Below are 24,675 nucleotides of genomic sequence, written 5' to 3' on the forward strand. Positions count from 1 at the left end.
GGCCGTGGACCCCGATGGAAACCCGATCCTCGCCGATCAGCATGTGTGAGCCTGGCCTGCTCCAGCGTCGTGAGAGTAACCGATGAGACCTCTGCCGTTCGTATGGCCCTACGCCGGTGTCTTCTGGATCGCATTCGTCTGGGCTTTCTGGCCAGAATTCGGCATCCTCCGCCGTGCCCAGCGGTCGGGGAGCTCCACCGACTCCAGATCGCTTCAGGTCATCCTGGTCGGCATGCAGGTTGCCTATTTAGGTGCATTTCCATTGGCCTGGGTGCCGGAGTTTCGACTCGCCTCGGCGCACCAGGTCGCGGTCTTCTGGTTCGGCATGGCGTTGCTGGCTTCCGGCAGCCTGCTTCGGCGCCATTGCTGGCGCATGCTTGGAGCATCCTTCACCGGCGACGTGCGCGTCCGGCCCGATCAGGAGGTCGTCACGCGCGGCGCCTATGCGATACTCCGCCACCCGTCGTACACCGGTGGCATCCTGATCAACACGGGGATCGGTGTCGCCCTCGGGAGCTGGGCCTCGGCGCTGCTGCTGGCCGTCACGTCCTTCGCGGTGTATGGCTACCGCATCGCGGTCGAGGAGCGCGCGTTGCTGGCGGCCATCGGTGAGCCGTATCGGAAGTTCATGAGCACGCGGAAGCGTCTCATCCCGTTCGTCTACTAGCGCACGCGGCCGTCCGGCCACGCAGATCTTTGACTTCCCCGCCGACCGGGGGTAAGAATGTGGGGCGTTGCTTCGCTCCTGAATGGAGGTTTGCCGTGCGGAGGATCGTGGGACTTGCGGTGCTGGTCGGCGTCTCCCTCGTGTTCATGCCCCGGGATCTTCGGGCTTCGGGCGGGTCACATGCGCCGCGATCGGGCGGCTCCTCATCCATGCCGTCGGCCCCCAAGAAGACACCGGAGCAACAGGCGGTGGATCACTACAACGCCGGCCTCAAGATTCGGGACAAGGCCCTGGCCCTCCTGAAGCAGGCGTCCGAGGCCAGCGAGGAGAAGGACCGAACGAAGCTGGAAACGAAGGCGCGGCAGGAGTTCGGGAAGGCCATCGCCCAGTTCCGGACGGCGACCGAGAAGGACCCCAAGTTCTACCCGGCCCATAGCGACCTGGGATTCGCCCTGCGAAAGACGGGGGATTACTCCGGCGCGCTGCAGGCCTATGACCGGGCCCTCGCCATCTCGCCGGCCTACGCGCCCGCCATCGAATACCGGGGGGAGGCGTACCTGAACCTCGACCGGATGGAGGACGCCAAGAACGCCTACATGGCGCTCTTCCCGAGCGATCGCGGCCAGGCCGACGTGCTCCTCAAGGCGATGAAGGGATGGGTCGAGAAGCGCCGGGCCGAGCCGGGCTCAATGACCCCCGACGCGGTCCAGGAGTTTTCCGCCTGGGTGGCGCAGCGGGAAGAGCTCGCCGGGCAGACGCCCAGCGTGTCGGAGCTGCATCAGCGGAAGTGGTAGCCCAGGCGGTCCCTCCCCCGCCTCCGGCCTACGAGTGGCGTCTTCCGCCGGGGTTCCCCGCCCCCAGGGTCCCCGCCGACAACCCGATGACCCCGGCCAAGGTCGAGCTGGGGCGGCGCCTCTTTCATGACCGCGTCCTGTCCGGGAACGGCACCTATGCCTGCGCCTCCTGCCACCGCCGGGAGCTGGCGTTCACCGACGGCCGGGCCCGCGCGGTCGGCTCCACCGGCGAGCTGCATCCCCGAAGCGCGATGAGCCTGGCCAACGTCGCCTACAGCGCGACGCTGACCTGGGCCGATTCGCGCCTCACCCGGCTCGAGGACCAGGCCCGCATCCCCATGCTCAACGAGCACCCGGTGGAGCTCGGCCTCTCCGGGCGCGAAGACGAGGTCCTTCGCCGCCTTCGTGCGGATCCCGGTTATCCCGGGATGTTTTCCGCGGCCTTCCCCGATGACCCCGACCCGGTAAGCCTGTCGAGCGTCACCCGGGCCATCGCATCCTTCGAGAGGACGCTGATCTCGGGCGATTCCCCCTACGACCGGCTCGTCTACCGGGACGACACCGGCGCCCTCTCCGAGTCCGCGAAGCGCGGCATGCGACTCTTCTTCTCGGAACGCCTGAACTGCTCGCGCTGCCATGGGGGGTTCACCTTCTCGGGGCCTGTCGTCTTCGAAGGCGGCCAACCGATTCCTCCCACGTTCCACAACAACGGACTGTACAACCTGGGGGGCGACGGCGGCTATCCCGGCGACAACCCGGGTCTCTTCGCGATCACCGGCCGCAAGGAAGACATGGGCCGCTTCCGGGCCCCCACCCTGCGCAACATCGGGCTGACCGCCCCCTACATGCACGACGGCAGCATCGCGACTCTCACCGAGGTCATCGAGCATTACGCCCGGGGTGGTCGGCTCGTCCCGGACGGGCCCCTCGCGGGCGACGGCCGCGACAGCCCGCGCAAGAGCGAGCTCGTGCGTGGCTTCGACCTCGACGCCCGCGGCAAGGCGGACCTGGTCGAGTTCCTCAAGAGCCTCACCGACAGGGCGTTCGTCGGCGATCCCCGGTTCGCGGCTCCCCCGCCGTCGCGCTCGCTCCCGGATTGAGCCTTGCTCCATCCGACGTGCTTTCGATATATTGGGAACAATCAATTGCCGGGCTTCCTGGAACACGAGCGACCCTGCCGGCTGGTTCAATTCTGGATGATGCGGAGGAGGACCGGATGAAGCGCATGCCGTTGGCTATCCTCCTGTTGGGAGTTTCTGCAGCGGCCGGCGGGGCGAGCGACACACGGCCACCGATCATCGACGTTCACCTTCATGCCTACGGCGCGCGCGAGTGGTCCCATTCGGGCCCGAACCCGGTAACGGGGAGGCCCGCGCCCGCCACGGCCGAGGCACACATGCGCGCGACGCTGGCCGCCATGGAGCGATACAACATCGTGCTGGGCATCGTCAGCGGTCCGCTCGACGCCGTCGGGCGATGGAAGGCGGCTGCCGGCCCGGGGAAGATCCTCGGGTCCCCGGAGTTCGGCCAGCCCGACATGGACTTCTGGGGCTACCCGCTGCCTGCGATGGATGCGCTCCGGACGCTCTTCACGGGTGGCCAGCTGGGCGCCATGGCGGAGGTCACGGCACAGTATGCCGGCCTGTCACCGAGCGACCCGGCGCTGGATCCGTATTTCAGGCTCGCGGAGGAACTTGATATCCCGGTGGGAATCCATACGGGCACGAGTTTCCCCGGGACCCCCTATGAGTGCTGCCCCAAGTTTCGGGTCGCGCTCGGGAATCCGCTCCTTCTGGAAGACCTGCTGGTCAGGCACCCGAAGCTCCGCATCTACATCATGCATGGCGGTGAACCTTGGAGGAGGGAGACGATCGCCCTCTTGCAGATGTACCCGCAAGTCTACATGGACGTGGCGGTCATCAACTGGATCGGTGGCCCGAAGAGCATTCCGGAGTTCCACGCCTTCCTCAAGGAGATGCTCGCCCAGGGTTTCGGGAAGCGTTTGATGTTCGGAACCGACCAGATGCGCTGGCCCGAGGCAATCGGCGCGGCCATCGACGCCGTCGAGTCGGCCAGCTTCCTGTCCCGAGAGCAGAAGCGGGACGTCATGTACAACAACGCCGCACGGTTCCTGCGATTGGGCGGCGGTTCACCCGGCCCGTAGCGGGAGTTGCGCGTTCCGGGTGATTGGCTCTTGCATCCCGGAAAAGCCGGCGTACCTTGAGTCCGCAGGGCTTGGGGCCCAACACGTTCGTCCGACTGAATCGAACCGATAGACAAGGGGGATGGTCATGCGATTGGAGAGGGTTGGAATGGCATGCGCGATGCTTGTGATGCTGGCGGTGAATGCCTCGGCGATATCCCTTCCGGACCGTGTGGATGCCGCCACGAGACAGGACGCGATCACCGCGGCCCGGTTCGGCATCAGCATCGACGGAGTCCAAATTGCCTCATTTTCGGAGCTGCAGGGAATCGCGTCTTCGATCGAGCTGGTGACCTCGGATGACGGGCCGCTGCTCGAGCGCGGCACCAAGTCGTTCGCCGTCGTTCTGCGCCGACCCCTGAATCGAGACCTCTCGATGGCAGCGTGGCACGAGCTGGTCATCCTCGGAGATGTGGCGGCCGCTCGAAAGAGCTGCTCGTTGATCATGTACGACGCCGACAACAAGCCGGTCGCCCGGTACTACCTCGAGAATGCCTGGCCCTCGAAGCTCGAGATCGGGACCTTCAAAGCGGGCTCGACGGAGGAACTGATGGAAACGGTGACGATGACCTGCGAGTTCATTCAGCGCGTCTCGGTCTAGCCACGCCGTTTCTCGAGGTCGCTCGTGATCACGCGGACTCCCGTCACCCTCGAGGGCCACGGCATCCGGCTGGAGCCTCTTGCCCCTGCGCATCGGGACGGGAACGCGCCGGGCTGAGACAGACGACGCGACCCGACCCGGGTTTCCGTCCGCCCCCAACGGTGTTAGGATCCCCTCTCTTTATGAGCATCACCGTCTACGTGCCGCCGCCGTTGCGCGTCTACTGCGGACGCGTCTCGGAGATATCCCTGTCGGCCCCCACCGTTCGCGCCGCCCTCGAGGAGCTCGAGCGGAGCCATCCGTCGCTGTACATCAACATCTGCGACGAGACCGGCAAGGTGCGCCGGCACGTCAATCTGTTCGTGAACACGTCTCACGTGCGCGACCGGGATGGGCTCGATACCGCGCTGGCACCCGGAGACGTCCTCACCATTCTTCCCGCAGTCTCAGGAGGCTGACCATGCCGGAACGAGTCATTCTCAGCATCGGGACCAAGAAGGGTGTCTTCGTGGCCCAGGCGTCGAACACCCGGCGCAGCTTCGCGCTGCGCGGGCCCTTCGGACAGGGCGTGGCGGTCTACGCGACCTTGATCGACGCCCGCGGAAAGCCGACTCTCTACGCCTCGAGCTGCAACGCCTTCTTCGGCATGAAGGTCCTGCGCTCGACGGATCTCGGGAAATCGTTCAAGGAGACGAAGTCGGCCCCCGCCTTCCCGAAGGACGACGGCCGGGCGCTCATCAACATCTGGTCCCTCGAAGCGGGCGACGGCAAGAACGACCTGTGGTGCGGCGTCGAGCCGGCTTCGCTCTTCCGCAGCGGCGACGGCGGAGACTCCTGGGAGATGGTCCCGGGCATCAGCAACCACGAGCATGCGCGGAAGTGGCAGCCCGGGAACGGCGGGCTCTGCATGCACACCATCCTGCGCGACGGGAACCGGGTCCACCTCGGCATCTCCACCGGCGGGCACTACCTGAGCGAAGACGGCGGCCGGACGTTCAAGGCGTCCAACCAGGGCATCGGCGCCGGCTTCACGCCGGATCCCTATCCTGAATTCGGCCAGTGCGTCCACAAGATCGTCGGCCACCCGGACGCTCCCGGACGGCTCTATATTCAGAACCACGGGGGCTGGGCCGAATGGGACGGGCCCGGCGGGCGCCGCCCGGGCATCGGCGTCCTGCGCAGCGACGACCACGGCCGCACCTGGCGGTCGATCGCCAAGGGGCTCCCCTCCGATTTCGGCTTCCCCATGGTCGTGCATCCGCATGACGCCGACACGGCCTACGTCGCGCCGCTCGTGCCGATGACGCGCACCTGCCCGGATGGCGCCCCGGCGATCTGGCGCACCGAGGATGGCGGCGGCTCGTGGAAGCGCCTCGCGCGCGGCCTGCCGAAGAAGGACAGCTACTTCACCATTCTGCGCGACGCGATGGACGTCGACTATCTCAAGTCCCCGGCTCTCTACCTTGGGACCACGACGGGGCAGCTCTGGATCGGGCGGGACGGCGGCGAGAAGTGGGACTGCCTGTTCGACTCGCTCCCGCCCATCAACTGCGTGAAAGTCGCCGTGGTCTGATGGACGTCTTCGTGCTCTCCCGACGGCCTCGTGCGCACGTTCGAGAACAAGAAGGCCGCCGCGAGCCTGCACGTGTACACGGAGTGACGCGGTCCCTTCAGGGCAGCCGCGGCCCGGCGGGCCCTGGCTACAGGCCCTGGCTCTCCGCTTGCGAGGCGCTCCCTCTCGCGGTATATTCCCCGCCAACGGAGGCGCTCGGACAGGGCAAAGGACCTGTCACGAGATCATCGAAACCAAGTCGTCGCTCCTGAAGGGGAACTGCGATGACGGATTTTCGCAAAATGGATCGGCAGTTCTCCGAAATCCTCGGCCTGCAGCGCCGACCGGTGGCGGTTGCGTTCCGCAAGACCGCCCCCGCAGGCGTGGAGAAGTTCACCGGGACGGAGCCTTCGGGATGCAGCTTCTGGCGGATCGCCGCAGAGGGACGGACCTTCTACACCGTCCCGAGCGACCATTACAACTGTCCGATCGGCAGCTACACCCACAATCTCCCGCTCCCGCAGGACCGCGCCCAGGAGCTCGACCAGGTCCTCTCCTTCATGGTCGAGCTCGGCTACATCAAGATGAAGGAGGTTCCCTGGATCCCCCAGCTTTCCGAGCCGCCCGGTGTCGTGATCTACGCGCCCCTCGGGGACACACCGCTCGACCCGGACGTGGTGATCTTCTCGGGCCGGCCCGGCCGCGTGATGCTCCTTCAGGAAGCGGCCTTGCGTGCCGGTGTCGGGGCGCCGGCCCCGCTGTTCGGCCGTCCCACGTGCATGGCGCTCCCCGCCGCCCTCACCTCCGGTGTCGTCGCCAGCGCCGGGTGCACCGGAAACCGCATCTACACCGATGTGGGCGAGGACGAGATGTACGTCGCCGTTCCGGGAGGACATCTCGGCAGAATCGCCGACGAGGCGCAGACCATCGCCACGGCCAACGCCAGGCTGTCCGAATACCATCGCGAGCGCCGGCAGGCGCTGGCTACGGAGTAGGAGCAGGCCGGTCGCGCCTGCCCCCCCTGAAGGATCGCATGCGGAAAGCCGGGCTGCGCTTCGTGGGTACGGCAGCATTCATCGTGGCGATGGCGGCATGCGGCAGCCCGTCCCAATCGGGTGATCTCCCAGAGATCACGTCGGAGTCCGAGGAGGGGGGGTTCCGCGACCTCGTGTTCCGGGCTCAGGGCCGCGTGCAGCACCCCGATGGCTCCCAGTCCATAAGAGTGTATGGACGCCACGAGGGCCGGAGCGTTTGGCGCGGATAAACGCCGCATCGACCCACCGGCGGCGGAGTCTGCCTCCCGGACCGACCTGGCTTAGGATTCGGTACGAGATGCGGCGGAAGTGGCGAGTCGGCCTGCTCAGCGTGCTGTCCCTTGCGTCCCTGATTCGCGGCCTGTCCGGGATGCAGCTGGGTGGTCCGGTCCCTCCAGGAGGAGCCGAGTTCGACCACCTGATCCCCCATGTCAGGGAAGCCTGCGCGGTGGTTCGCGAAAAGCCGGGCATCTGGCCCTATCGGGCCTTCCCCTACGGACCGCTCGGTCTCGAGATCAGGAAGGCGAAGTCCCCCGCCGAGGCGGATCAGACCCGCGGGTTCTACCTGGGCGCCGTCGCCGGGGCGTGCGGCGTCCCGGCTGACGAGGTGACGGCGTACTTTTTCTGCGGGCCGGCATGTCCCGGCAATCGCCGCGATCATCTCGTCCGGCAGCTCCCTGCCGTGAAGGCGCTCAAGAAGGAATTCGAGGCCTTGCCGAAGGCGCGCCTCGTCGCCATCTGGGCGCCCGGAGACGAGTTCCGGATCAACGATGTCTTCTATATGGACGGCCACGCTCGCGAGGCGATCCCGAGCCCCGTCATGGGCTTCGTGCCGTCGGGAGACTGGAAGGCATGGCCCAGCCTCGTGGCCTACGCCCGTAACATAGGAATACCCGAGTCGAAGCTCCGTGACCTCACCCGGCAGATGCGGGACATCGGCCTGTCGGCTCTCATCCGCGACCCGTCCGGTCTGCGGCTGGTCGGGGTCGGCATCGGCGACAACGAGTCGGGGCTGCTCTTCCCACGCCCCGCCGCGGTGCGACCGCGTGTCGGCGCGCAATGGCCAGACGGCCGGAAATACACCATCGTCGAGGAGGTATCAGCGGGCGTGTTCTACTACGAGACGACCTAGCGGACGCGAGAGGCTCGCGCTCCGAAGTGTAGAATGGTGTCTCGAGGCCTCGATCATGCCCGCGCCCGGAGTCGATCCCGCGAAAGTCGCCAGGGTCCGCGACCAGGAGCTGAAAAAGCTCGTCGACGCGCGTCCGCGCACGATGGCCCTGATCGAGCGCGCCCGGGCGTGCATGCCGAACGGCGTCCCCATGGTCTGGATGGCGACGGACAACGAGGTCCCGGTCTACGTCGATCGCGGCGAAGGGGCCGCCTTCACCGACGTCGACGGGCACCGCTACCTCGACGTCAACGTGGCCGACATGTCGATGTTCTGCGGGTACGCCCATCCCGCGATCGTCGACGCGGTCGCGCTGCGCGCCCGGGCGGGGACGCAGTTCCTTCTGCCGAGCCCGGAGGCGGTCGAGGTCGCGGAGGAGCTGGCCGGCCGCTACCCGGTCCCCTTCTGGCAGTTCACCCTGTCCGCGAGCCAGGCGAACGTCGAGGCGATCCGGGTGGCGCGCGCCGCGACCGGACGTGAGGTCGCGCTCCTGTTCGACGGCCACTACCACGGGCATTTCGACGAGGGGCTGATCGACCTGCAGGATGGCCGGCTCGTGCCGGCCCAGCGGGGGCTGGTCAAGGCGACCTCCGGCAAGGTCCGGATCGCCCAGTTCAACGACACCGACGGCCTGCGGCGGGCGCTCGAGCCGCGGGACGTCGCCATCGTCCTCACGGAGCCGGCGCTCACCAACAACGTCCATCTCCTGATGCCCCGGCCGGGCTGGCACGAGGCGCTGCGCGCCCTGACGCGCGAGACCGGAACGGTCCTCGCCATCGACGAGACCCACACGCACGTCGTCGGGCCCGGCGGCGCGACCGGCTGGTTCCACCTCGAGCCCGATATCGTCACGATCGGCAAGTCGATCGCCGGGGGAGTGCCTCTCGGCGCCTACGGCCTGATCGAGCCCCTCGCCGCCGAGATCGACATCAAGCGCAAGGGGTTCGCCGCCACCGGCGGCACGCTGTTCGGCAACCCGCTCTCGATGGCCGCCTCGCGCGCCGCGCTGAAGCAGGTGCTCACCCCGGCCGCTTACGAGCACACCGCCTCGCTCGGGGCCCGCCTCGCCGAGGGGATCGACACCGCCATCCGGGACGCCCGCCTCCCGTGGACCGCGCAGCGCTTCGGCCCCCGTTCAGGCCACTGGTACGGGCCGGAGCCGCAGACCGGCCAGCAGGCCCTGGCGCTCCGCGACACTTTGCTCACGGGCACCCAAAGGATCTGGATGGCGAACCGCGGCGTCTGGGAGGCGCTTCCGGGCGCGGGCCCGACGATGGCGGTGCCGTCCGGCACGGCCGACGTGGACCGCTATCTCGACGCGTACGGCTCGTTCCTGCGCGCGGTGGCGGGTTGAGCCGGCCGTTGGCCGAGGGAGGGACAATGCGGGGACGATTCCTGCCATGGATCGCCGGGGCGGCACTGAGCGCTCTCCTCGTACCGGGTCGCCTGAGCGCTGAACCCCCCGCGGATGCGGCGGATCCGCTCGAGGGGATCGACACCGAGTACCAGAAGGCGGCCAGGCTGACCACGTACTTCCCCTGGTCCGACCGCTGGCCCCCTCCCGCCATCGATATCTGTCCAATCGCGACCCGCCATGACTCCGGGACGAAACGACTTCTGCTGCGAGTCGCCATGCGCGATGTCTCCGATTGGAACATGGGAATCCTCGAGATGGCCATCGATGGCAGCCCGACCACCCTCGACCTGAGCGAGGCCGGCAAGCCGAGGCTCGACCTCGGAGGATGTCACTCGACCGCCGAGGTGGACCTCCCCGGGCACGAGGAGGTGCTGCGGCGCATCGCATCTGCGTCCGACGTGGAGGCCGGCTACGGCGAAGGGAGGCGAAGGAAAGTCTATCGCTTCGCGCCGGAGGACTTCGATCGCTTCCGCCGGGTGCTGGCCCTCTACAGCCTGGAAACACTGCCTCCGGCGAGGCTCGACATCGATCAGGCTCCCGGGCCCGCCGGGCCGGGTAGCTCGGCCAAGGACATCTCCCCTCCTGAGATCATTCCGGAGTCCCGGGTACCCATCAAATTTCCGCCCAAGGTCATGGCGAAGAAACCGAAGGGAGCGCTGATCGTTCGGGCACGCGTATTTCGCGACGGCTCGGTCGGGAAAATCCGCGTGGTGAGGCCCGCCGGGGGAGCCTGCGGTCTCGAGGAGGAAGCGCTCGCGGCGATCAGTCAGTGGAAGTACCTGCCAGGCAAGGAAAAGGGACAGCCCGTCGACGTCGATCTCACGATCGCGATCGATTTTTTCGGGCCATCGACGCAACCTGAGGACAATTTCATGCGGGGCATCGAAAGCCGGGGGAGCCGCCCGCGCAAGCCGCCGCACCCGTGAGTCTCATGCCGGATCGCATGCTTCTCATCTCCACCCTTTCGATCGCCGTTGCCGCCGCGCCCCGTGCCGGCGCCGAGGAGCCGCGTCACCCCGCGATATACGTGGACAAGGGGGCGTGCCCCGGCGAAGGCTGCACGTATGGAACCTGGAAGGTCCTGAAGGATACGGAGCTCCATGCCCTGCCGGGCAAGGCCTCGAAAGTCGTCGCGAAATGCCGGCCCGGCTCCGAGGTTCTGGCCTCGACGGGAGAGGTCCACACCGTGGCGGGGGAATTCACGGTCAAGAAGAAATACGGCGCGTTCGTTCCGGGCGACACCCTCTGGGTCTACACCTACCTGGGCGAAGGGACGTTCAAGGTCTGGTTCGGCGGGCGGTTCACGGAGCAGGACCTCGGGTTCAGTCCCTGGGGCGGCTCGGGCGGATCGCGGTGTGAGGTCGAGCGATTCTGCTGGGGGGAGCTGAAACGAACGCTGGAGATGGAGTGGTGGATTCAGATTCAGAACAGCGACGGCGTCACGGGGTGGACCCGTGAGGCCGGGAGCTTCGATCCCGAAGAAAAGTGCGCGGGCATCGCGCCGGCTCACTCGTGGCGGAGGGCCGCGAGAGGATCGACGCGCGTCGCCCGCAGGGCGGGCAGGTAGGCGGCCACGAGGCCTGTGCCGAGCATCAGCAGGGCGACCGCGACGAACGTGGTCGCATCGGAGGCGCCGACCCGGTACAGATGGGCTGAGAGGAGCTGCGTCAGCGCCAGGGCGGCGACCGTGCCGATCGCCACACCCGCGAGGGCAAGCCCAGCCCCCTCCCGCAACACGATGGCCAGTACGTTCCGGGGCCGCGCGCCCAGGGCCATTCGGACGCCGAACTCACGCGTTCGCAGCGCCACGTCGTACGAGATCACGCCGTACACGCCGACCATCGCCAGGCACAGCGCGAGCCCTCCGAATACCGCAAGCAGGGCCGACAGCAGTCGAGGCTGGGAGACGGATTCTCCGAGAACCTCCTTCATCGCGGCGACGCGGAGGATCGGATGCTCCGGATCGATGGCCCGGATTTCCGCGCGCACGGCGGGCGCCAGAGCGAGCGGGTCGCCGCGCGCGCGAAGGATCAGCGTGAAGCCGCGGCGGGGGCTCTGCTCCTGGGGCAGGTAGATCGCGCGCTCCCCTTCCGCGTCCAGCCGCGTCTGGCGCACGTCCCCGCAGACGCCGACCACCGAAAACTGTTGATCGCCTGAGCGCAGGATGCGGCCGACCGCGCCTTGCGCCGGCCAGAACCGGCGGGCGAACGATTGGCTGACGATCGCCACGCCGGGGGTGCTCTCCCGATCGTCCGCCATGAAGTCGCGTCCCTGAAGAAGGGGGATGCGCATCGCGCTGAAATATCCGGGACTGATCTGGTGCACCGGCACGACCGGCTCGGTTCCTACCGGGACGGCCGGATGATCGTCCACCGTCACGGCCCACTGCTCGGCGGCCCCCAGGAGAGGGAGGTTCCGGGTCGATCCGGCGGCCTCGACGCCGGGGATCTGCCGGACGCGGTCGAGGATCGCGCGGTAATACGCCAGGAACTGGGGCCTCCCCGGGTAGCGGGTCGTGGACGCGTTCATGGACACCGCCAGGACGCCGCCCGCATCGAATCCGGGATCGACTCGCCGCAGCCTGGCGAAGCTCTTGACCATGAGGATGGCGCTCACGACCAGCACGAGGGCAAGCGCCGTCTCCGCCACTACGAGCACCGCCCGCAGCCGCCGGCTGCCAGGGCCGGCCGTCGCGTTCCGGGAATCCTCGCGCAGCATGAGCTGCGGCGCGGTGCGCAACAAACCGATCGCCGGGACGGCGCCGAACACCAGCGCCGCCGGGAGGGACACGAGGAACGTGAATCCCAGGACCCGCCCGTCCACGACGACGTCGTTCTGCGCCGGCAGGACATGGCGCGCCAGGCCGAGGAGCACCTCGATGCTCCAAGCCCCGGCCAGAAGCCCCAGAGCCCCCCCAGCACCCGCCAGCACCGCGCTCTCGGCGAGCATCTGCCGCACGATCCGGGCCCTTCCGGCCCCCAGCGCGAGACGGACCGCGATCTCGTGCCGTCGGGCCACGGCCCGCTCGAACAGCAGATTGCCCACGTTGGCGCAGGCGATCAGGAGAACGAAGACCACCGCTCCGAGCAGGATCAGGATGGCGGAGCGGACCGATTCGCCGACCAGGGCGTCGCGCAGCGGCACGAGGGTCACGCGCACGCGGCCCGCGTTGGTGTTGGGGTACTCCGCCGCGAGGCGCGCTGCAATGGTCCCCATCTCGGCATGGGCCGATTCGAGCGTCACGCCGCGATCGAGCCGCGCGATGACCCGCTGAAACCGGTTGTCGCGGCGGCGGGGAGCGCGCGCGGCGTCGATGAGCGACTCGGGAGCCCAGACATCGATTGTCGCATCGGGGAACCTGAACGACGCGGGCATGACGCCCGCGACGGTGAACGACTGCCCGTCCAGCGTCACGGTGCGGCCCGCGATCGACGCGTCGCCGCCGAAGTCCCGCAGCCACAGCCTATGGCTGAGGACGGCCACGCGATTCCGGCCGGACTCGTTCTCGTCCAGCCGGAACGCGCGGCCCAGCGCCGGCGGGACACCGAGTGTGCCGAAGAACGCCGGGTGCACGTACGCGGTCGGCAGCTGCTCCGGCTCGGCCCCTCCGGTCAGGGTCAGGCCGCGCGAGATGGTGTTGACCAGGGCGATGTCCTGGAAGACGTGGCTCGACTCCCGCCAGTCCTCGAAGTCGACCTCCGACACGGGCCCGCGCGGGTCCCCTTCGGTCGTCGCGAGGTGGACCTCGACCAGCCGCTCGGGCTCGGGGAAGGGAAGCGGCCGCAGGAGGACCGCGTCGACCACGCTGAAGACCGCCGCATTGGCGCCGATCCCCAGCGCCAGCACCACGATCACCACGGCCGTGAACCCCGGACGCCGCGCCAGCGTGCGCGCGGCATAGCGAAGATCCTGAACGAAACCGCTCATGTGCTGTGTCATTCCTTCAATCGCGGGATCGACCGTCCCAGGCGCTGAACATGTTAGATTGTTTCCTTCGAGGCGTCACCATCATGGTGCGGAGTATTCACCCCAAGTACCCTGAGCGTCGCCGCCGGGCAGACCTGTGTCCGGGCGCCGGCGCGCTTGTCGTCGCAATCGCGCTACTGGCGCCCTTCTGCGGACGCAAGGTGGAGGGGCGGGTCCGCGACGGCGACATCATCTTTCAAACGTCCCAGTCCGCGCAGAGCAAGGCCATCCAGCTGGCGACGCACTCCCCGTACAGCCACATGGGGCTGGTCCTTTTCAGGGACGGCCGGCCGTTCGTCTTCGAGGCCGTGAGCCCAAGCGTCCGGTTCACGCCGCTGCGGGAGTGGATCGCCCGCGGCGAAGGGGCCCGGTTCGTCGTCAAGCGCCTGCGCGATGCCTCTGTCCTCGCGGACCCGAAGGCCCCCGCGGCGCTTCTGAAGGCGGCCACGGGGCTCACCGGCAGACCCTACGATCCCTACTTCGAGTGGACCGACGATCGCGTCTACTGCTCCGAGCTGGTGTGGAAGGCCTATGAGCGCGGGCTGGGAGTCCGGCTCGGGCTTCTGCTGCCGCTCGTCTCGTTCGATTTCACCAGTCCCGTGGTCAAGGCGATGCTCGCCGAGCGATATGGCGACAAGGTGCCGCTCGACGAGCGCGTGATCTCCCCTGCTTCAATCTTCAACTCCCCCCTGCTTCAGGACGTGCCGTGATCCGAGCCGCGGGCGGGCTTCCGATCCGGGGCAGGCGCTTGATCCTGATCGCCGCGCTCTGTGGGGCGGCGGCGGGCGCCGGATTCGCGGGCCAGGCGGCGGCACCGGCGGGACCTGCCCATATGGAGAAGACCGGCCAGTCGTTCCTGTTCGATTATGGCGAGATGGTCATCCGCGTCCACTATCTCTCCGACAGCCGCCTGACCTGGGAGCAGGTCAAGGGGCCGCAGGCCGGCTTGAAGGCCGAGGAGGAGTATGGCTTCGCGGCGATCCGCCCCGGCGTCAGCTTCTTCTGGTGGCAGGAGCAGGACGGCTCGGTGGTGTCCCAGGTCGTGGACTTCGAGAAGGGTCGCGTCCACACAGCCTGGAGCTCTCCGGAGAAAAAGCTCTCCGCGTTCCAGGGGACCGTGAGGCCGGCCCCGCGGTGAACCTGCGCAAGAGGTTCCGCCTCGAGCCCGGGACCAGGGTCCGCCTGTCCCGCATCGACCCCGACGACACGGACGGCTTCAAGGACAAGCAGGCCGCCGAGAAGGCCCTCTCGAAGAACATCTCCCGCCTGCGGAAGCTCCAGTACCTTCTCTACGCGGAGAACCGGCGCGCGCTTCTCATCGTCCTGCAGGCCATGGACGCGGGCGGCAAGGACGGGACGATTCGCCACGTGATGGGCGGCCTCAATCCCCAGGGATGCGTCGTCACGTCGTTCAAGGCGCCGACCGAGGAGGAGCGCGAGCACGAGTTTCTGTGGCGCATTCACAAGCAGGTGCCGGCCCGGGGAGACATCGGGATCTTCAATCGGTCGCACTACGAGGATGTCCTGGTCGCCCGCGTCCGCAAGCTGGTCCCCAGGTCGGTCTGGGAGACGCGCTACGACCAGATCAACGCCTTCGAGAAGTCGCTGGCAGGGAACGACGTCGTCATCCTCAAGTTCATGCTGCACATCAGCAAGGAGGAGCAGCGGCGCCGTCTGGAGGAGAGGATCGAGAATCCCCGCAAGCGCTGGAAGATCGCCCCTTCGGATTTCGAGGATCGGAAGCTCTGGGACGAGTATCAGAAGGCCTACGAGGCGGCCCTCAGTCGATGCAACCAGGCGTGGGCCCCGTGGTTCGTGATCCCGGCGAACCGGAAGTGGTTCCGCAATCTCGCCGTGTCGGAGATCATCGTGGACACGCTGCAATCTCTCGACATGAAGCTCCCCCGCCCGACCGTCGACGTTTCGACGCTCCGGCTGGACTGACTCGTCTCAGCACACGTGGTCCTGGTCCATCGCTTCGGCGGCCTTCCGGTGGACCGTGATCTCCTCCTCGGTGGCCTGCAGGATGAGGTGCGGCAATTGCGCGTACCAGACGCCCGACTTCGGGCAGGCGAAGAAGAGATAGCTGCACCCGGGGGCGGGCGTCCTGAAGGCCACCTCGTAGAGGTTCTCCTCGATCTGATCGGCCCAGCCCTGCTTCTGCTTCCTGCCCAGCGGGCCGAACAGCAGGAACCGGAGCGGCCCGAGATCGGGCGCCGGGCGCTCCTTTTCGATGTCGAACAGGCTGAAACGCAGCAGGATCTGTTCCTCGACGAGCTGTTTCCTCTCGCTCTTCACGGGGACGATGTCGAGATTCATGGTGTCTCCTTCTGCCGGCGGACACACGCTCCGCCGCCTGAATGGACGCGCACTTCTCTGCGGCCTGGGTGGGGGTTTAGCCGCGGACCTCGAGGAGGTTCACGACGTCCTGGACGCCTTCGGTCCCGCCGGCAATTCGGCCTGCGAGCTGGCGCTCGGCTTCGGAGCCGACCTTTCCGGAGAGAATCACGACTCGATGATCCGTGTGGACCGAGATATCGGATCCCCGGACGCCTCGCCCGAAGGCCAGGCTCAGCTTCACCGAGGCGGTGAGCGTGGCGTCGCCGATGGAATCTCCGAGGCTCTTCTTCTCCGGCGCCGCGTCACCGCCATGGTTCGCGCCCGACTGGTACGGCGCGTTCGAACAGCCCCCTGAAAGAATGGCGATGGTCGCGAGATACGTGAAAGCTATTGCCAGATGACGACTCATCGTGTCCTCCTTTCCGCCCTGTTCCACATCGCCGGCACCGTCCTTTTCGCCGGGCCCGGCACGACCGTCACCCTGAGCAAGAGCGATGCCACACCGTGCCACGGCGCCGGTGAGAGCGGCCTAAGTTCTGTGGAGTCAGTGAGGTGTGATCGTGCGCGAATCGAGGCGCGCGCGTCCCGCTCACAGAGCAACATGTCCTCCCGGGGAATCGTTTCGCGTGCCACGCGTCACCCGGGCGCACCCGCCGATGCCCGGTTGACGCTATGATGCGGGAATGCTCCGAAGTCGCATGTGGCATCGGCGATTCAACGCGGGGGGGCGTGCCGCCCTCGCGGGGCTGGTGCTTCTGGCAGCGTCCGCGGATGCCTGGGCGCGGCTTGCCCTCCCACCCCACGGCGATCGGTCGGTGCACGATCTCGCGGGCGTGCTCGATCCCGCGAGCGTGACCAGGATGGAGCGCCGACACGCCGAGCTCTTCCAGAAGACCCGCGTGGTGATCGTCGTCATCACCGTGGCGCGCCTGGAGGACGAGACGCTGTCCGATTTCGCGGTGCGGGTCGGCAGCGAGTGGGGGGCCGGGAAGAAGGGGGAGGACCGTGGCCTCGTCGTCGCCGTGACGACGGAGGAGCCGCACATCTTCGTCGCGACCGGTTACGGCGTCGAGGGGTTTCTCCCCGACGGCCGGGTCGGGTCGATCCTGGACCGCTACGCCGTCTCGCCGCTGCGCACGCGCAATTTCTCGCTCGCTCTGGAGGAAACGAGCGCGGCCCTCGTGGCCGCCTGCGCCGCCGAGTACGGCGTGACGATCGGGGGCATTCGCCCGTCCGCGCGACCGGATCGCATCCGCGGCTTTCCCTGGCCCGGTCTGCTGTTTCTCCTCGTCATCGGTTTGATCTTCGTGGGGCGCAGTCTCCTCGGGATTCCCCTGGGCCTTGGCCGCCGCCGCCGCGGGATGTGGTACGGTGGCGGCTTTGGCGGCGGAGGGTTCGGCGGCCTGGGCGGATTCGGCGGCGGGGGTTTCGGTGGCGGAGGGGGGGGCGGCTTCGGCGGGTTCGGGGGCGGGGGATTCGGCGGTGGGGGGGCGGGGCGCTAGAGATCCTGGGACTCCATGAGCAGGACGCGATCATGAACGGCGCGCGCATCGAGGACGACCCGATCCTGAAGGACTTGGTCCGCAATCTCTCGGAAGCGGCGGGGCCGCGTCTGAAGAGCGTCGTCCTGTACGGCTCGGCGGCGCGCGGGGACTTCATCCACAAGGCGAGCGACCTGAATCTGATCGTCGTCGTCGATCCGCTCGACCCGGCCACGCTCGAAGCCCTGGCTCCGGGGGTGAGGTGCTTCATGCGCCGGGGGAATCCGGTGCCGCGCCTGTTCTCGCCGGACCTCATCGCAGCCTCGGCCGACTCCTTCCCGATCGAGTTCCTCGAGATCCGCTCGACCCGGCTCGTCTTGCTCGGCGACGACCCGTTCGCCGGTGTCACCATCCGCCGGGACTGCCTGCGCCTGCAATGCGAGCGCGAGATCAAGGAAAAGCTGATGCGCCTGCGCGAAGGGTATCTGCTCTGCCACGACAGCACCCGCGGGCTCTGGCGTCTGCTCGCGGGATCGTATCCGGCGTTCGCCGCGCTGTTCCGCGGCGGCCTGCATCTCATGGGGCGCGAGGTCCCGGCCTCGAGCGCCGACGTGGTGGCCGCATTCTGCGAGGCCGCCGGGCTCGACCGCGCGCCGTTCGAGGAGGTGGCCCGCCAGCGGCGCGGCGAGAACGCGGCGGCGGACCCGAAGGCTGTCTTTGCGCGCTATCATCACCAGCTGATGCGGGCGGCCCACCATGTGGACCGCCTCGACACGGGAGGCGGCACACCATGAACAAGGGGCTCGCCGGATGTCTGATCGTCGGCGGCATCATTCTTCTGGTCCTGGCGGCAGGCGGGATGCTCGCCGCCGGTCTCTACAATCGCCTGGTGGCGCAGGACGAGCAGGTCACCGGCGCCTGGGCCCAGGTGCAGAACGTGCTGCAGCGCCGCGCCGACCTGATCCCGAACCTGGTCGAGACGGTGAAGGGGTACGCGTCGCACGAGAAGGAGATCTTCGAAAGCCTCGCGGAGGCGCGCGGCCGGCTGGCCGGCGCGGCCTCTCCCAGGGAGGCGGCGGCCGCCAACGCCGGCCTGACCTCCGCGCTCGGAAGGCTCCTGGCGATCGCCGAGAACTACCCGAACCTGAAAGCGAACGAGAACTTCGTCCGGTTGCAGGACGAGCTGGCCGGCACCGAGAACCGCATCGCCACGGAGCGCATGCGCTACAACGACGCGGTGCGCCTGTTCAACACGTCGATCAAGCGTTATCCCGCGGTCTTTTTCGCACGGATGTTCGGCTTCCACGAGCGGGAGTACTTCGAGGCCGCCCCGGATGCGCAGAAGGCCCCGGAGGTGAAGTTTTAGGGCCGCACCGGGTTGCGGCGTGAGGGTTCAGGCATGAGCCGGAAAACCGGACCGGGCGCCACCGCTCTCACGCGGCGCCTGTTCGTGGGCGGCGGCCTGAAGGCCACTCTGGCGGCGGGGCTGGTGTCGCGCTTTTCCCTCGCGGGGCTCCTGGCCGGCTCGGGGACCGCGGGCGCCCCGGCGGCCCGACGCTTCGACGGAGAGCTGATCGAGGAGTCATACGGCATCGCCCACCGTCTGCGCGACGGCACGCTCGAGATTCCCGGCTCTCTGGCCCCCGAGGGTCCGCTGCACGACGCCATCGTCCTGGGGGGCGGCGTCTCCGGGCTCATGGCGGCCTGGGAGCTGCAGCGCGGCGGCCTCTCCGACGTCGTGCTGTACGAGAAGGAAGGCTACATCGGGGGCAATGCGCGCAAGGAGCACGCCAACGGCACCGACTACACCTGCGCCACCTGGTCCGTCGTGCGGCCGAAGGACGCGTTCATGACGCGCCTCTTCCAGGACCTCGGAGTGATCAAGCGGATCGCCGGTGACGGGACGCCGAAGATCGATCCGGCGCTCGTCGGCAAAGGGCCGGAATCGAACGTTCTCATCGACGGCACGTGGTACTCCGGGGGGGTCATCGGCGAGGACCCCGCCGCTTCGTACGCGCGCCTGCCCCTCTCTCCCAGGGACCGGCAGGACCTGGTCGAGTTCTACACGGAGATGAAGACCTGGGCGGAGAGGCGGGGGCGGGACGGACGCCCGGCCTTCGCGATGCCGGTGGAGGACGGCAGCCGCGACCCCGAGATCCTCGAGCTCGACGGGATCACGATGCTGGAGTATGCGCGGCGCAAGGGCTGGGGTCCCCGCACTCTCGCCGAGGTCGAGGACTGGAGCAGCAGCGACATCGGCGGATCGGCTGGGGAGGTCTCGGCGTACGGCTTCCTGTCGTTCAACAGCCTGGGCCAGGGGGGGGAGGACATCACCCTTCCGGGTGGCAATGCGTGGCTGGCGGCGCGGCTGGCCGCGCGGGCCGGCCTGGATCAGATCCACACGGGCGCCATGGCGGTGCGCGTCGAGAACCACGGGCAGGAGGCGCGGGTCACCCTCATCGATCCGCTCACGGAGCGCTTCACCGTGCGTCGCGCCCGCTGCGTCGTGATCGCCTGCCCGAAGCACATCACGGGACGGATGGTGCCGGAGCTGGCCGCCGCGGGCCGGAAGGAGTATCTCGAATACCGCTATGGTGCGCTGCTGATGGGCGCGGCGTCCGTCCGGAGGACGCCGAGGCTGAAGGGGGCGCCGATCGCCTGGTTCAACTCCGCCCGCGGGCGGTTGATGCAGGGATTCCTGGTCGCCGACTACAACTCCGATCGCTGGCGCAAGGGGGATCCCGATCGACCCAACGTCCTCTGCCTGTGGGCCCCGCTGGCGGACCGGGCGACGCGCGCCGACCTGGTGACCGAGCCGTGGTCCCACTGGGCCGACCTCCTGGCCGACGACCTCGAGGCGGCCGTCCCCGGCATCTCCTCCGACGTCACGCGAATGGACGTGTACGCCTGGGGCCACCACATGGTGATCCCGTTTCCCGGCTTTCTCACCGGCGACCTGCGCCGGAACCTGACGCGTCCGCTCGACCGGATCACCTTCGCCCATTCCGATCGCAACGGCATGCCGAGCTTCGAGCTGGCGACGCGCGCCGGCTACGACGCCGCCCGCGAGGCGGTCCAGCTCGTCCGCGGCTCGCCTCGCGAGTCCTGATCCTCACACGCGCTTGAAGAGGTAGACGACGAACGGCGATTGCGGCTTGTAGTCGATCGCCTCCCTGCCCCACGCGTAGGTCGTCTGCTCGTCCGAAACGATGTCCGCGACGCCGGCGATCTCGTAATGCCCGACGATCCATTCCCGCGACCAGTCGAGGATCGAGGTGTCGGAATCGGGACGGGCCAGCCAGGACTGCGGCACGTTGACGAACACGAGGTACTTCGGCGCCGCGGCCTCGAGCTGCCTGATCGCCTCCTGCTGCATCCGGCGCGCGTGCGGCTGGCTCTCCATCAGCCCGTACATGTAGATGTGGCCGGTCGCCGATCGTCGGTGCGCGTAGAAGAAGATCTCCGGCTCCGATCCGAGCACGGCGATGCGGTCTTCCGGGGTCGTGTCGGCCGCGATGCGCTTGGCGATCTCGACGGCCTCCGGAAACGGGTTCGGCCCGTACGTCCGTCTCGACGCCTCCTGCGGAGTCATCGAGAAAAGGAACTCCCGCTCCAGGACGATTGGATAGGCGAGAAAGGCGAGAAAAACCAGGGGGGGAAGGACCTCCGGGAGACGGCCTGCGGAGGCCCCCTGATCCGCAGGCATCCACGTCCGCAGCCCCCGTCCCGCAGCCGCCACGGCGATCGCGGCCAGGAGTGCTATCGCCGGCAGAAGAAGGACGAAATAGTGCGGGCGAAAATAGAAGCCGGGGCAGATCGCCGCGAACGAGGCGAGCGCGAGGCCCGCGGTGAAGGGGAAGCGGGCCCGCGCCACGCCGTCCCGGATCGGCGCGGCCAGGCCGGCGGCGGCGAGCGCCCAGAGGGGAAGGGTGGGGCTCGCCACCGCCCGGATCGTTTCCGCGAAGATGGACACTCCGGCCGAAAGCGGGACCTCGGACACGTACGCCCGCGCATAGTCGAAGGTCCAGAACCAGAACTCCCGGAACACCCCCGCCGACCAGAGGAGCGCGCAGGTCAGAAGAAACGGCAGCGCCGCCGCGCCGAGCAGCACGGCGCAGCGCGCCGCGATCCGCCGCCGCGGAAGGCCCCGGCGCGCCAGCTCCCAGGCGAGCCACACCGGTCCGAACGCCACGAAGAAGATCCCGTGCTGCTTCATCATGAAGGCCAGGCCCAGAAGACTCCCGGCCGCCGCGAGCGTCCCCCATCTCGGCGCGTCCTCAAGGTCCGGGCCGGCGCGCCCACCCACCCCGGTGGCCCGCAGCAACAGGAGGGCCCCGCCCAGGGCGAACAGCACGACAAAGTGCGTGGCGTGAGCGAACACGCCGTACACCCCCTGGCTCAGGGACAGGATCGCGAACGCCGCGGAGGCGAGTGCCCCCGTCCGCGCGTCGAACAGCCGCCTCCCGAGACAGAACAGGACCGCGGCCGTCGCCAGGTTGGCCAGGAGGAGCCCGAGACGGATGCCGCGCGGCGTCTGCCCGAAGACCCCCATGATCAGGGCGTAGGCCGCGTAGGTCCCGGGCAGCTTCATGTTGTAGGCCAGTCGGTAGGGCGGGACCCCCTCGAGGATCAGCTGCCCGGCATAGGCGAACTCCCCTTCGTCGCGCTCGAGGGGCACGTCGAGGAGGCGGATCCGAACGGCGGCGGCCAGCAGGACGGCCACGATGACGAGGGCCCGCCGGATCAGGACGCCCCCGCCGTCCCCGGCTTCCCGCCCCGTCTCGTGGTTCTGCGGAATGTCCCTACCCGACCCTTCTCATCCAGAAGCTGCTGGACGCGTATCCTTCCTCCGCCGACAGCCCCTCCGGCAGAGGGAATACGCTCCGCAGAACCTCGGGATGCCTGAGCTGCATGAGGCACCCGCTCCACAGCACTTCGAAGCAGGGGTTCCATGTCAGGAACGCCTGCAGGAGGTACTGCTCGGTCCAGAATCTCCGGCCCTCGACGACCCAGCGCCGCGGATAGTGGCGGGGCAGGAAGATGTCATGGATGTGGACGACGACCCCCTTCGCGAGCCGCGGCAGCACGTCCAGGTACAGGAACAGGACGTCGTTCTCCATCCGGACCACATGGCTGGAGTCGATGAACAGGATGTCCCCCGCCTGAAGCCCGGTGAACAGGTCCCGTCCCAGGTCCTGCACCTTCTCGGGGATGAGGCGCGTGAGGCCGGGGAACCCACGGCGCAACACCTCGCCGGGGTGGGGCTCGACCGCGAGGAGCCGGCCGGGTTTCCCCTCCGCCTGGTTCATCAGCACCGCCCTGGCCGACACGTAGGTCGAGTTGCCGGAGCCGATCTCGATCAGGGTCCGGGGGGAGAAATGGCGGACCATGCAGTGCAAGACGGCCGCCGAGATCAGGCCGAAGGCCCCATTCCGGACGAAATACTCGTGCGGTACGCCGGTGGGGTCGAGCGGGAAGCTGCACTCGTGCCTCAGGGGGGACACGACGCGCCGCAGCCATTCGAGCTGCGCCGCCGGGCGCAGGTCGACGCCGGGCATGTCGGATTCCTTGTCCCACAGGCCGGCGCGGCGATCGAGCTCCCGCGTGTCGGGCACGGGGCTGTAAAAATGATTGGGGGTGACGTGGACCCCGATCCTCTGGAACAGGTCGAAGGCCCTTTTCGAGAAGAGGATTCTGTCGAGCGACCGCCGGATGAAGCTCATGCGCCGTCGAGGACGCCGGGATCGATGAGCGCCTTGACGACGCTTCTCGAAGCCACGTCGTCCAGGGCCCGGCCGGCCTGCGCCAGCCCGTATCGCGCAATCGGGATCCTTCCCCAGGGGCGGGATCGCTCGGGGTCGGCGATGAGCCGCACCGCCCGGTTAAAATGAGAGAAGTCGGATCCCCACAGGCCGCGCACGTCGAGGTGCCGGCGGTTGAGGTCGGCGTGCGGATTGAACGCCGTCTCGCCGTGATCGGTGTATTGCCCGGCGATCACGACGCGGCCGCCGTCGCGCGTCGCGCGCATGGCCTGGACGACCGCCCCGGGGGATCCGGTCGCCTCGATGGTCACGTCGGCGCCCCGGCCCGAGGTGCGCTCGAGCACCCACTCGATGCGCCCCCGCTCGTCGTGCGTTTCGATGTCGCAGGTCGCGGCGGCTCCGGCGGCCCCGGCCGCTTCCAGGCGCGCCGCCGGCGCGCCCTGGCACAGGACGGCGGCCGCGCCGCGCAGCCGCGCCACGGCGACGGCGGACAGCCCGACCGGGCCGCTGCCGAGGACCAGCACCGTGTCCCCGATCGCCACCTCCCCGCGCTCGACCGCGTGGATCGCCGTCGGCAGAGAGCAGCCCCCCGCCATCAGCCTCTCCGGGTCCGCTCCGTCGAGGCGGAGGAGGCGCGTGCCGGGCTTCAGGACCATGGCCTCGGCCCACCCGCCGGTCAGGCCGTCGGCGAGGCCGTAGGTGATCCCGTAGACCCTGCGTTTCGGGCAGCGGGTCGTGGCCTTCGCCACCAGGCAGTACCAGCAGGCATGGCAGGTCCGGTGCACGTCGAGGAACGTGGCCCGATCCCCCTCCCGGAACGGTCGGTCGTCGATGTCCCCGATCGTCCCCCGGATTTTCTCCAGGACGCCGACGCTGACGTGCCCCGGAATGATCGGGTACGGCACCCCCGTGAGACGCCCCTCGCGCAGGGCCACGTCGGTGCCGCAGACCTCGCTCAGATGCACCCTCAGAAGCGCCGATCCCGGCTCGAGGTCGGGCTCGTCCGCCTCGCGCAGCTCCACGGGCCTGCCCGGCCCCGGCATCACGGCGATCCGCACCCGGCTCACGCGCGGAGCTTCCGAGTCCGCGTCGTGTGCGGCCGCGTCGACTGCGACCGCGCCGCCTGCCGGAGATGCCGGCCCGGGCTCTGCACACTGCAGATGGCGGTGAGGAGCCTCTCGAGGGCCGGCTCGAGATCGCGGAGCGATGCGCGCATCGTGTGCGCCATCGCCCACATCCGCGCCACGACGTTTCCGAGCTGCTCCCACTCCCCCGGCCGGGCCGGCCATTCCGCCAGGCCTTCGATGAAGGCCGACAGGACCCGGCAGCGGTAGTCGAGAACGTTCAGGCTGCCGTGCAGCCAGGCATCCTCCTTCGGCGGCTCGAGCCCGAGCCTGCGCAGCCGGTCCTCGAGGCGGTAGGCGAGGCCGACCCACTTCTTGTCGGACGACCGCTTCGGCTCGGGCGACGGCCCCGGCTTGCTCGACCGCTTCGGCCCGCGCGCCCGCGCGGCCTCTCCCCGTGCCGCCCACTCCCGCGCCTGCGCCTCCTGTCCCCTCCCCAGGACGAGGACGGTGTCGGCCGCCATCAGCGCGAGCCCCATCGCCTGCCTGAAGCGCAGATCGTCCCGGCCCCGTGCCGACAGGCTTCGGTTCGTTCGCGGCTTCATGCGATGGGCCTCAACGCG

26 protein-coding genes are annotated in these 24,675 nt (G+C 68.6%); 19 read left to right on the forward strand and 7 right to left on the reverse strand.

Annotation, left to right across the window (positions count from 1 at the left end; all coding sequences use genetic code 11):
- The first annotated feature begins 82 nt into the window (after positions 1–82).
- The 12 genes from VGV60_05020 to VGV60_05075 all read left to right on the forward strand — a co-directional run bounded on the left by VGV60_05020 (position 83) and on the right by VGV60_05075 (position 11,006).
- The gene (locus VGV60_05020) at positions 83–667 is read left to right on the forward strand and encodes an isoprenylcysteine carboxylmethyltransferase family protein (GenBank protein HEV8700616.1); all 585 of its coding nucleotides are present in this window, start codon (positions 83–85) and stop codon (positions 665–667) included.
- A gap of 95 nt (positions 668–762) precedes the next feature.
- Positions 763–1,461 carry a tetratricopeptide repeat protein gene (locus tag VGV60_05025; GenBank protein HEV8700617.1) on the forward strand — a complete coding sequence of 233 codons (699 nt, stop codon included), beginning with the start codon at positions 763–765 and terminating at the stop codon, positions 1,459–1,461.
- Positions 1,455–2,561, forward strand: coding sequence for an MbnH family di-heme enzyme (locus VGV60_05030; protein ID HEV8700618.1), 1,107 nt, complete (start codon positions 1,455–1,457; stop codon positions 2,559–2,561). The genes VGV60_05025 and VGV60_05030 overlap by 7 nt, the downstream gene beginning before the upstream one ends.
- Before the next feature lie 125 nt (positions 2,562–2,686).
- Positions 2,687–3,625 (forward strand): amidohydrolase family protein, encoded by a 939-nt coding sequence (locus tag VGV60_05035; protein HEV8700619.1) that lies wholly within the window; start codon positions 2,687–2,689, stop codon positions 3,623–3,625.
- 148 nt (positions 3,626–3,773) lie between these two features.
- Positions 3,774–4,265 carry a phage tail protein gene (locus VGV60_05040; GenBank protein HEV8700620.1) on the forward strand — a complete coding sequence of 164 codons (492 nt, stop codon included), beginning with the start codon at positions 3,774–3,776 and terminating at the stop codon, positions 4,263–4,265.
- 182 nt (positions 4,266–4,447) lie between these two features.
- Positions 4,448–4,723, forward strand: coding sequence for a MoaD/ThiS family protein (locus tag VGV60_05045; protein ID HEV8700621.1), 276 nt, complete (start codon positions 4,448–4,450; stop codon positions 4,721–4,723).
- A gap of 2 nt (positions 4,724–4,725) precedes the next feature.
- Positions 4,726–5,838 carry an exo-alpha-sialidase gene (locus VGV60_05050; GenBank protein ID HEV8700622.1) on the forward strand — a complete coding sequence of 371 codons (1,113 nt, stop codon included), beginning with the start codon at positions 4,726–4,728 and terminating at the stop codon, positions 5,836–5,838.
- Between the two features lie 263 nt (positions 5,839–6,101).
- The gene (locus VGV60_05055; GenBank protein ID HEV8700623.1) at positions 6,102–6,812 is read left to right on the forward strand and encodes a DUF169 domain-containing protein; all 711 of its coding nucleotides are present in this window, start codon (positions 6,102–6,104) and stop codon (positions 6,810–6,812) included.
- A 337-nt stretch (positions 6,813–7,149) separates the two neighbouring features.
- A complete protein-coding gene (locus VGV60_05060; GenBank protein ID HEV8700624.1) occupies positions 7,150–7,983 on the forward strand; it encodes a hypothetical protein in 834 nt (277 codons plus the stop codon).
- A 55-nt stretch (positions 7,984–8,038) separates the two neighbouring features.
- Positions 8,039–9,376, forward strand: coding sequence for an aminotransferase class III-fold pyridoxal phosphate-dependent enzyme (locus VGV60_05065; protein ID HEV8700625.1), 1,338 nt, complete (start codon positions 8,039–8,041; stop codon positions 9,374–9,376).
- Between the two features lie 26 nt (positions 9,377–9,402).
- A complete protein-coding gene (locus VGV60_05070) occupies positions 9,403–10,365 on the forward strand; it encodes an energy transducer TonB (protein HEV8700626.1) in 963 nt (320 codons plus the stop codon).
- Positions 10,366–10,382: 17 nt separating this feature from the next.
- Entirely contained in the window at positions 10,383–11,006 is a 624-nt protein-coding gene (locus VGV60_05075; protein HEV8700627.1) for a hypothetical protein, read from the forward strand.
- On the opposite strand, the gene VGV60_05080 is transcribed toward VGV60_05075, so the two are convergent.
- Positions 10,946–13,366, reverse strand: a complete 2,421-nt coding sequence (locus VGV60_05080; GenBank protein ID HEV8700628.1) for an ABC transporter permease — start codon at positions 13,364–13,366, stop codon at positions 10,946–10,948. The genes VGV60_05075 and VGV60_05080 overlap by 61 nt on opposite strands.
- Before the next feature lie 200 nt (positions 13,367–13,566).
- Here VGV60_05080 and VGV60_05085 point away from each other — a divergent pair, with 200 nt between their 5' ends.
- From VGV60_05085 to VGV60_05095, 3 genes are read left to right on the forward strand one after another with little or no spacing between them, the layout of a single operon-like run.
- Complete coding sequence (locus tag VGV60_05085) at positions 13,567–14,115, forward strand: YiiX family permuted papain-like enzyme (GenBank protein ID HEV8700629.1); 549 nt, start codon at positions 13,567–13,569, stop codon at positions 14,113–14,115.
- Complete coding sequence (locus VGV60_05090) at positions 14,112–14,543, forward strand: MoaF N-terminal domain-containing protein (protein HEV8700630.1); 432 nt, start codon at positions 14,112–14,114, stop codon at positions 14,541–14,543. The genes VGV60_05085 and VGV60_05090 overlap by 4 nt, the downstream gene beginning before the upstream one ends.
- A complete protein-coding gene (locus tag VGV60_05095) occupies positions 14,540–15,349 on the forward strand; it encodes a polyphosphate kinase 2 family protein (protein ID HEV8700631.1) in 810 nt (269 codons plus the stop codon). The genes VGV60_05090 and VGV60_05095 overlap by 4 nt, the downstream gene beginning before the upstream one ends.
- A gap of 6 nt (positions 15,350–15,355) precedes the next feature.
- Here the strand turns inward: VGV60_05095 and VGV60_05100 are convergent, their stop codons facing one another.
- Positions 15,356–15,724, reverse strand: a complete 369-nt coding sequence (locus tag VGV60_05100) for a hypothetical protein (protein ID HEV8700632.1) — start codon at positions 15,722–15,724, stop codon at positions 15,356–15,358.
- 76 nt (positions 15,725–15,800) lie between these two features.
- The gene (locus VGV60_05105; GenBank protein HEV8700633.1) at positions 15,801–16,154 is read right to left on the reverse strand and encodes a BON domain-containing protein; all 354 of its coding nucleotides are present in this window, start codon (positions 16,152–16,154) and stop codon (positions 15,801–15,803) included.
- 274 nt (positions 16,155–16,428) lie between these two features.
- On the opposite strand from VGV60_05105, the gene VGV60_05110 reads away from it, so the two are divergent.
- The 4 genes from VGV60_05110 to VGV60_05125 are packed head-to-tail and all read left to right on the forward strand — an operon-like array spanning position 16,429 to position 20,335.
- Complete coding sequence (locus VGV60_05110; protein ID HEV8700634.1) at positions 16,429–17,247, forward strand: TPM domain-containing protein; 819 nt, start codon at positions 16,429–16,431, stop codon at positions 17,245–17,247.
- Positions 17,248–17,279: 32 nt separating this feature from the next.
- The gene (locus VGV60_05115; GenBank protein HEV8700635.1) at positions 17,280–18,020 is read left to right on the forward strand and encodes a hypothetical protein; all 741 of its coding nucleotides are present in this window, start codon (positions 17,280–17,282) and stop codon (positions 18,018–18,020) included.
- Positions 18,017–18,592: a LemA family protein gene (locus VGV60_05120; protein HEV8700636.1), complete on the forward strand. Its 576-nt coding sequence runs from the start codon at positions 18,017–18,019 to the stop codon at positions 18,590–18,592. Before VGV60_05115 ends, VGV60_05120 begins: the two co-directional genes overlap by 4 nt.
- 33 nt (positions 18,593–18,625) lie before the next feature.
- Positions 18,626–20,335 (forward strand): FAD-dependent oxidoreductase, encoded by a 1,710-nt coding sequence (locus VGV60_05125; GenBank protein HEV8700637.1) that lies wholly within the window; start codon positions 18,626–18,628, stop codon positions 20,333–20,335.
- Between the two features lie 3 nt (positions 20,336–20,338).
- On the opposite strand, the gene VGV60_05130 is transcribed toward VGV60_05125, so the two are convergent.
- The 4 genes from VGV60_05130 to VGV60_05145 form a co-directional block, all read right to left on the reverse strand.
- Complete coding sequence (locus VGV60_05130; GenBank protein ID HEV8700638.1) at positions 20,339–21,949, reverse strand: glycosyltransferase family 39 protein; 1,611 nt, start codon at positions 21,947–21,949, stop codon at positions 20,339–20,341.
- Between the two features lie 79 nt (positions 21,950–22,028).
- A complete protein-coding gene (locus VGV60_05135; protein HEV8700639.1) occupies positions 22,029–22,949 on the reverse strand; it encodes a class I SAM-dependent methyltransferase in 921 nt (306 codons plus the stop codon).
- Positions 22,946–24,055, reverse strand: coding sequence for a zinc-binding dehydrogenase (locus VGV60_05140; protein ID HEV8700640.1), 1,110 nt, complete (start codon positions 24,053–24,055; stop codon positions 22,946–22,948). Before VGV60_05140 ends, VGV60_05135 begins: the two co-directional genes overlap by 4 nt.
- Positions 24,052–24,657 carry a hypothetical protein gene (locus VGV60_05145; GenBank protein HEV8700641.1) on the reverse strand — a complete coding sequence of 202 codons (606 nt, stop codon included), beginning with the start codon at positions 24,655–24,657 and terminating at the stop codon, positions 24,052–24,054. Before VGV60_05145 ends, VGV60_05140 begins: the two co-directional genes overlap by 4 nt.
- Positions 24,658–24,675 lie beyond the last annotated feature (18 nt).

It is taken from the genome of Candidatus Polarisedimenticolia bacterium, assembly GCA_036001465.1.
Taxonomy (GTDB): domain Bacteria; phylum Acidobacteriota; class Polarisedimenticolia; order Gp22-AA2; family Gp22-AA2; genus Gp22-AA3.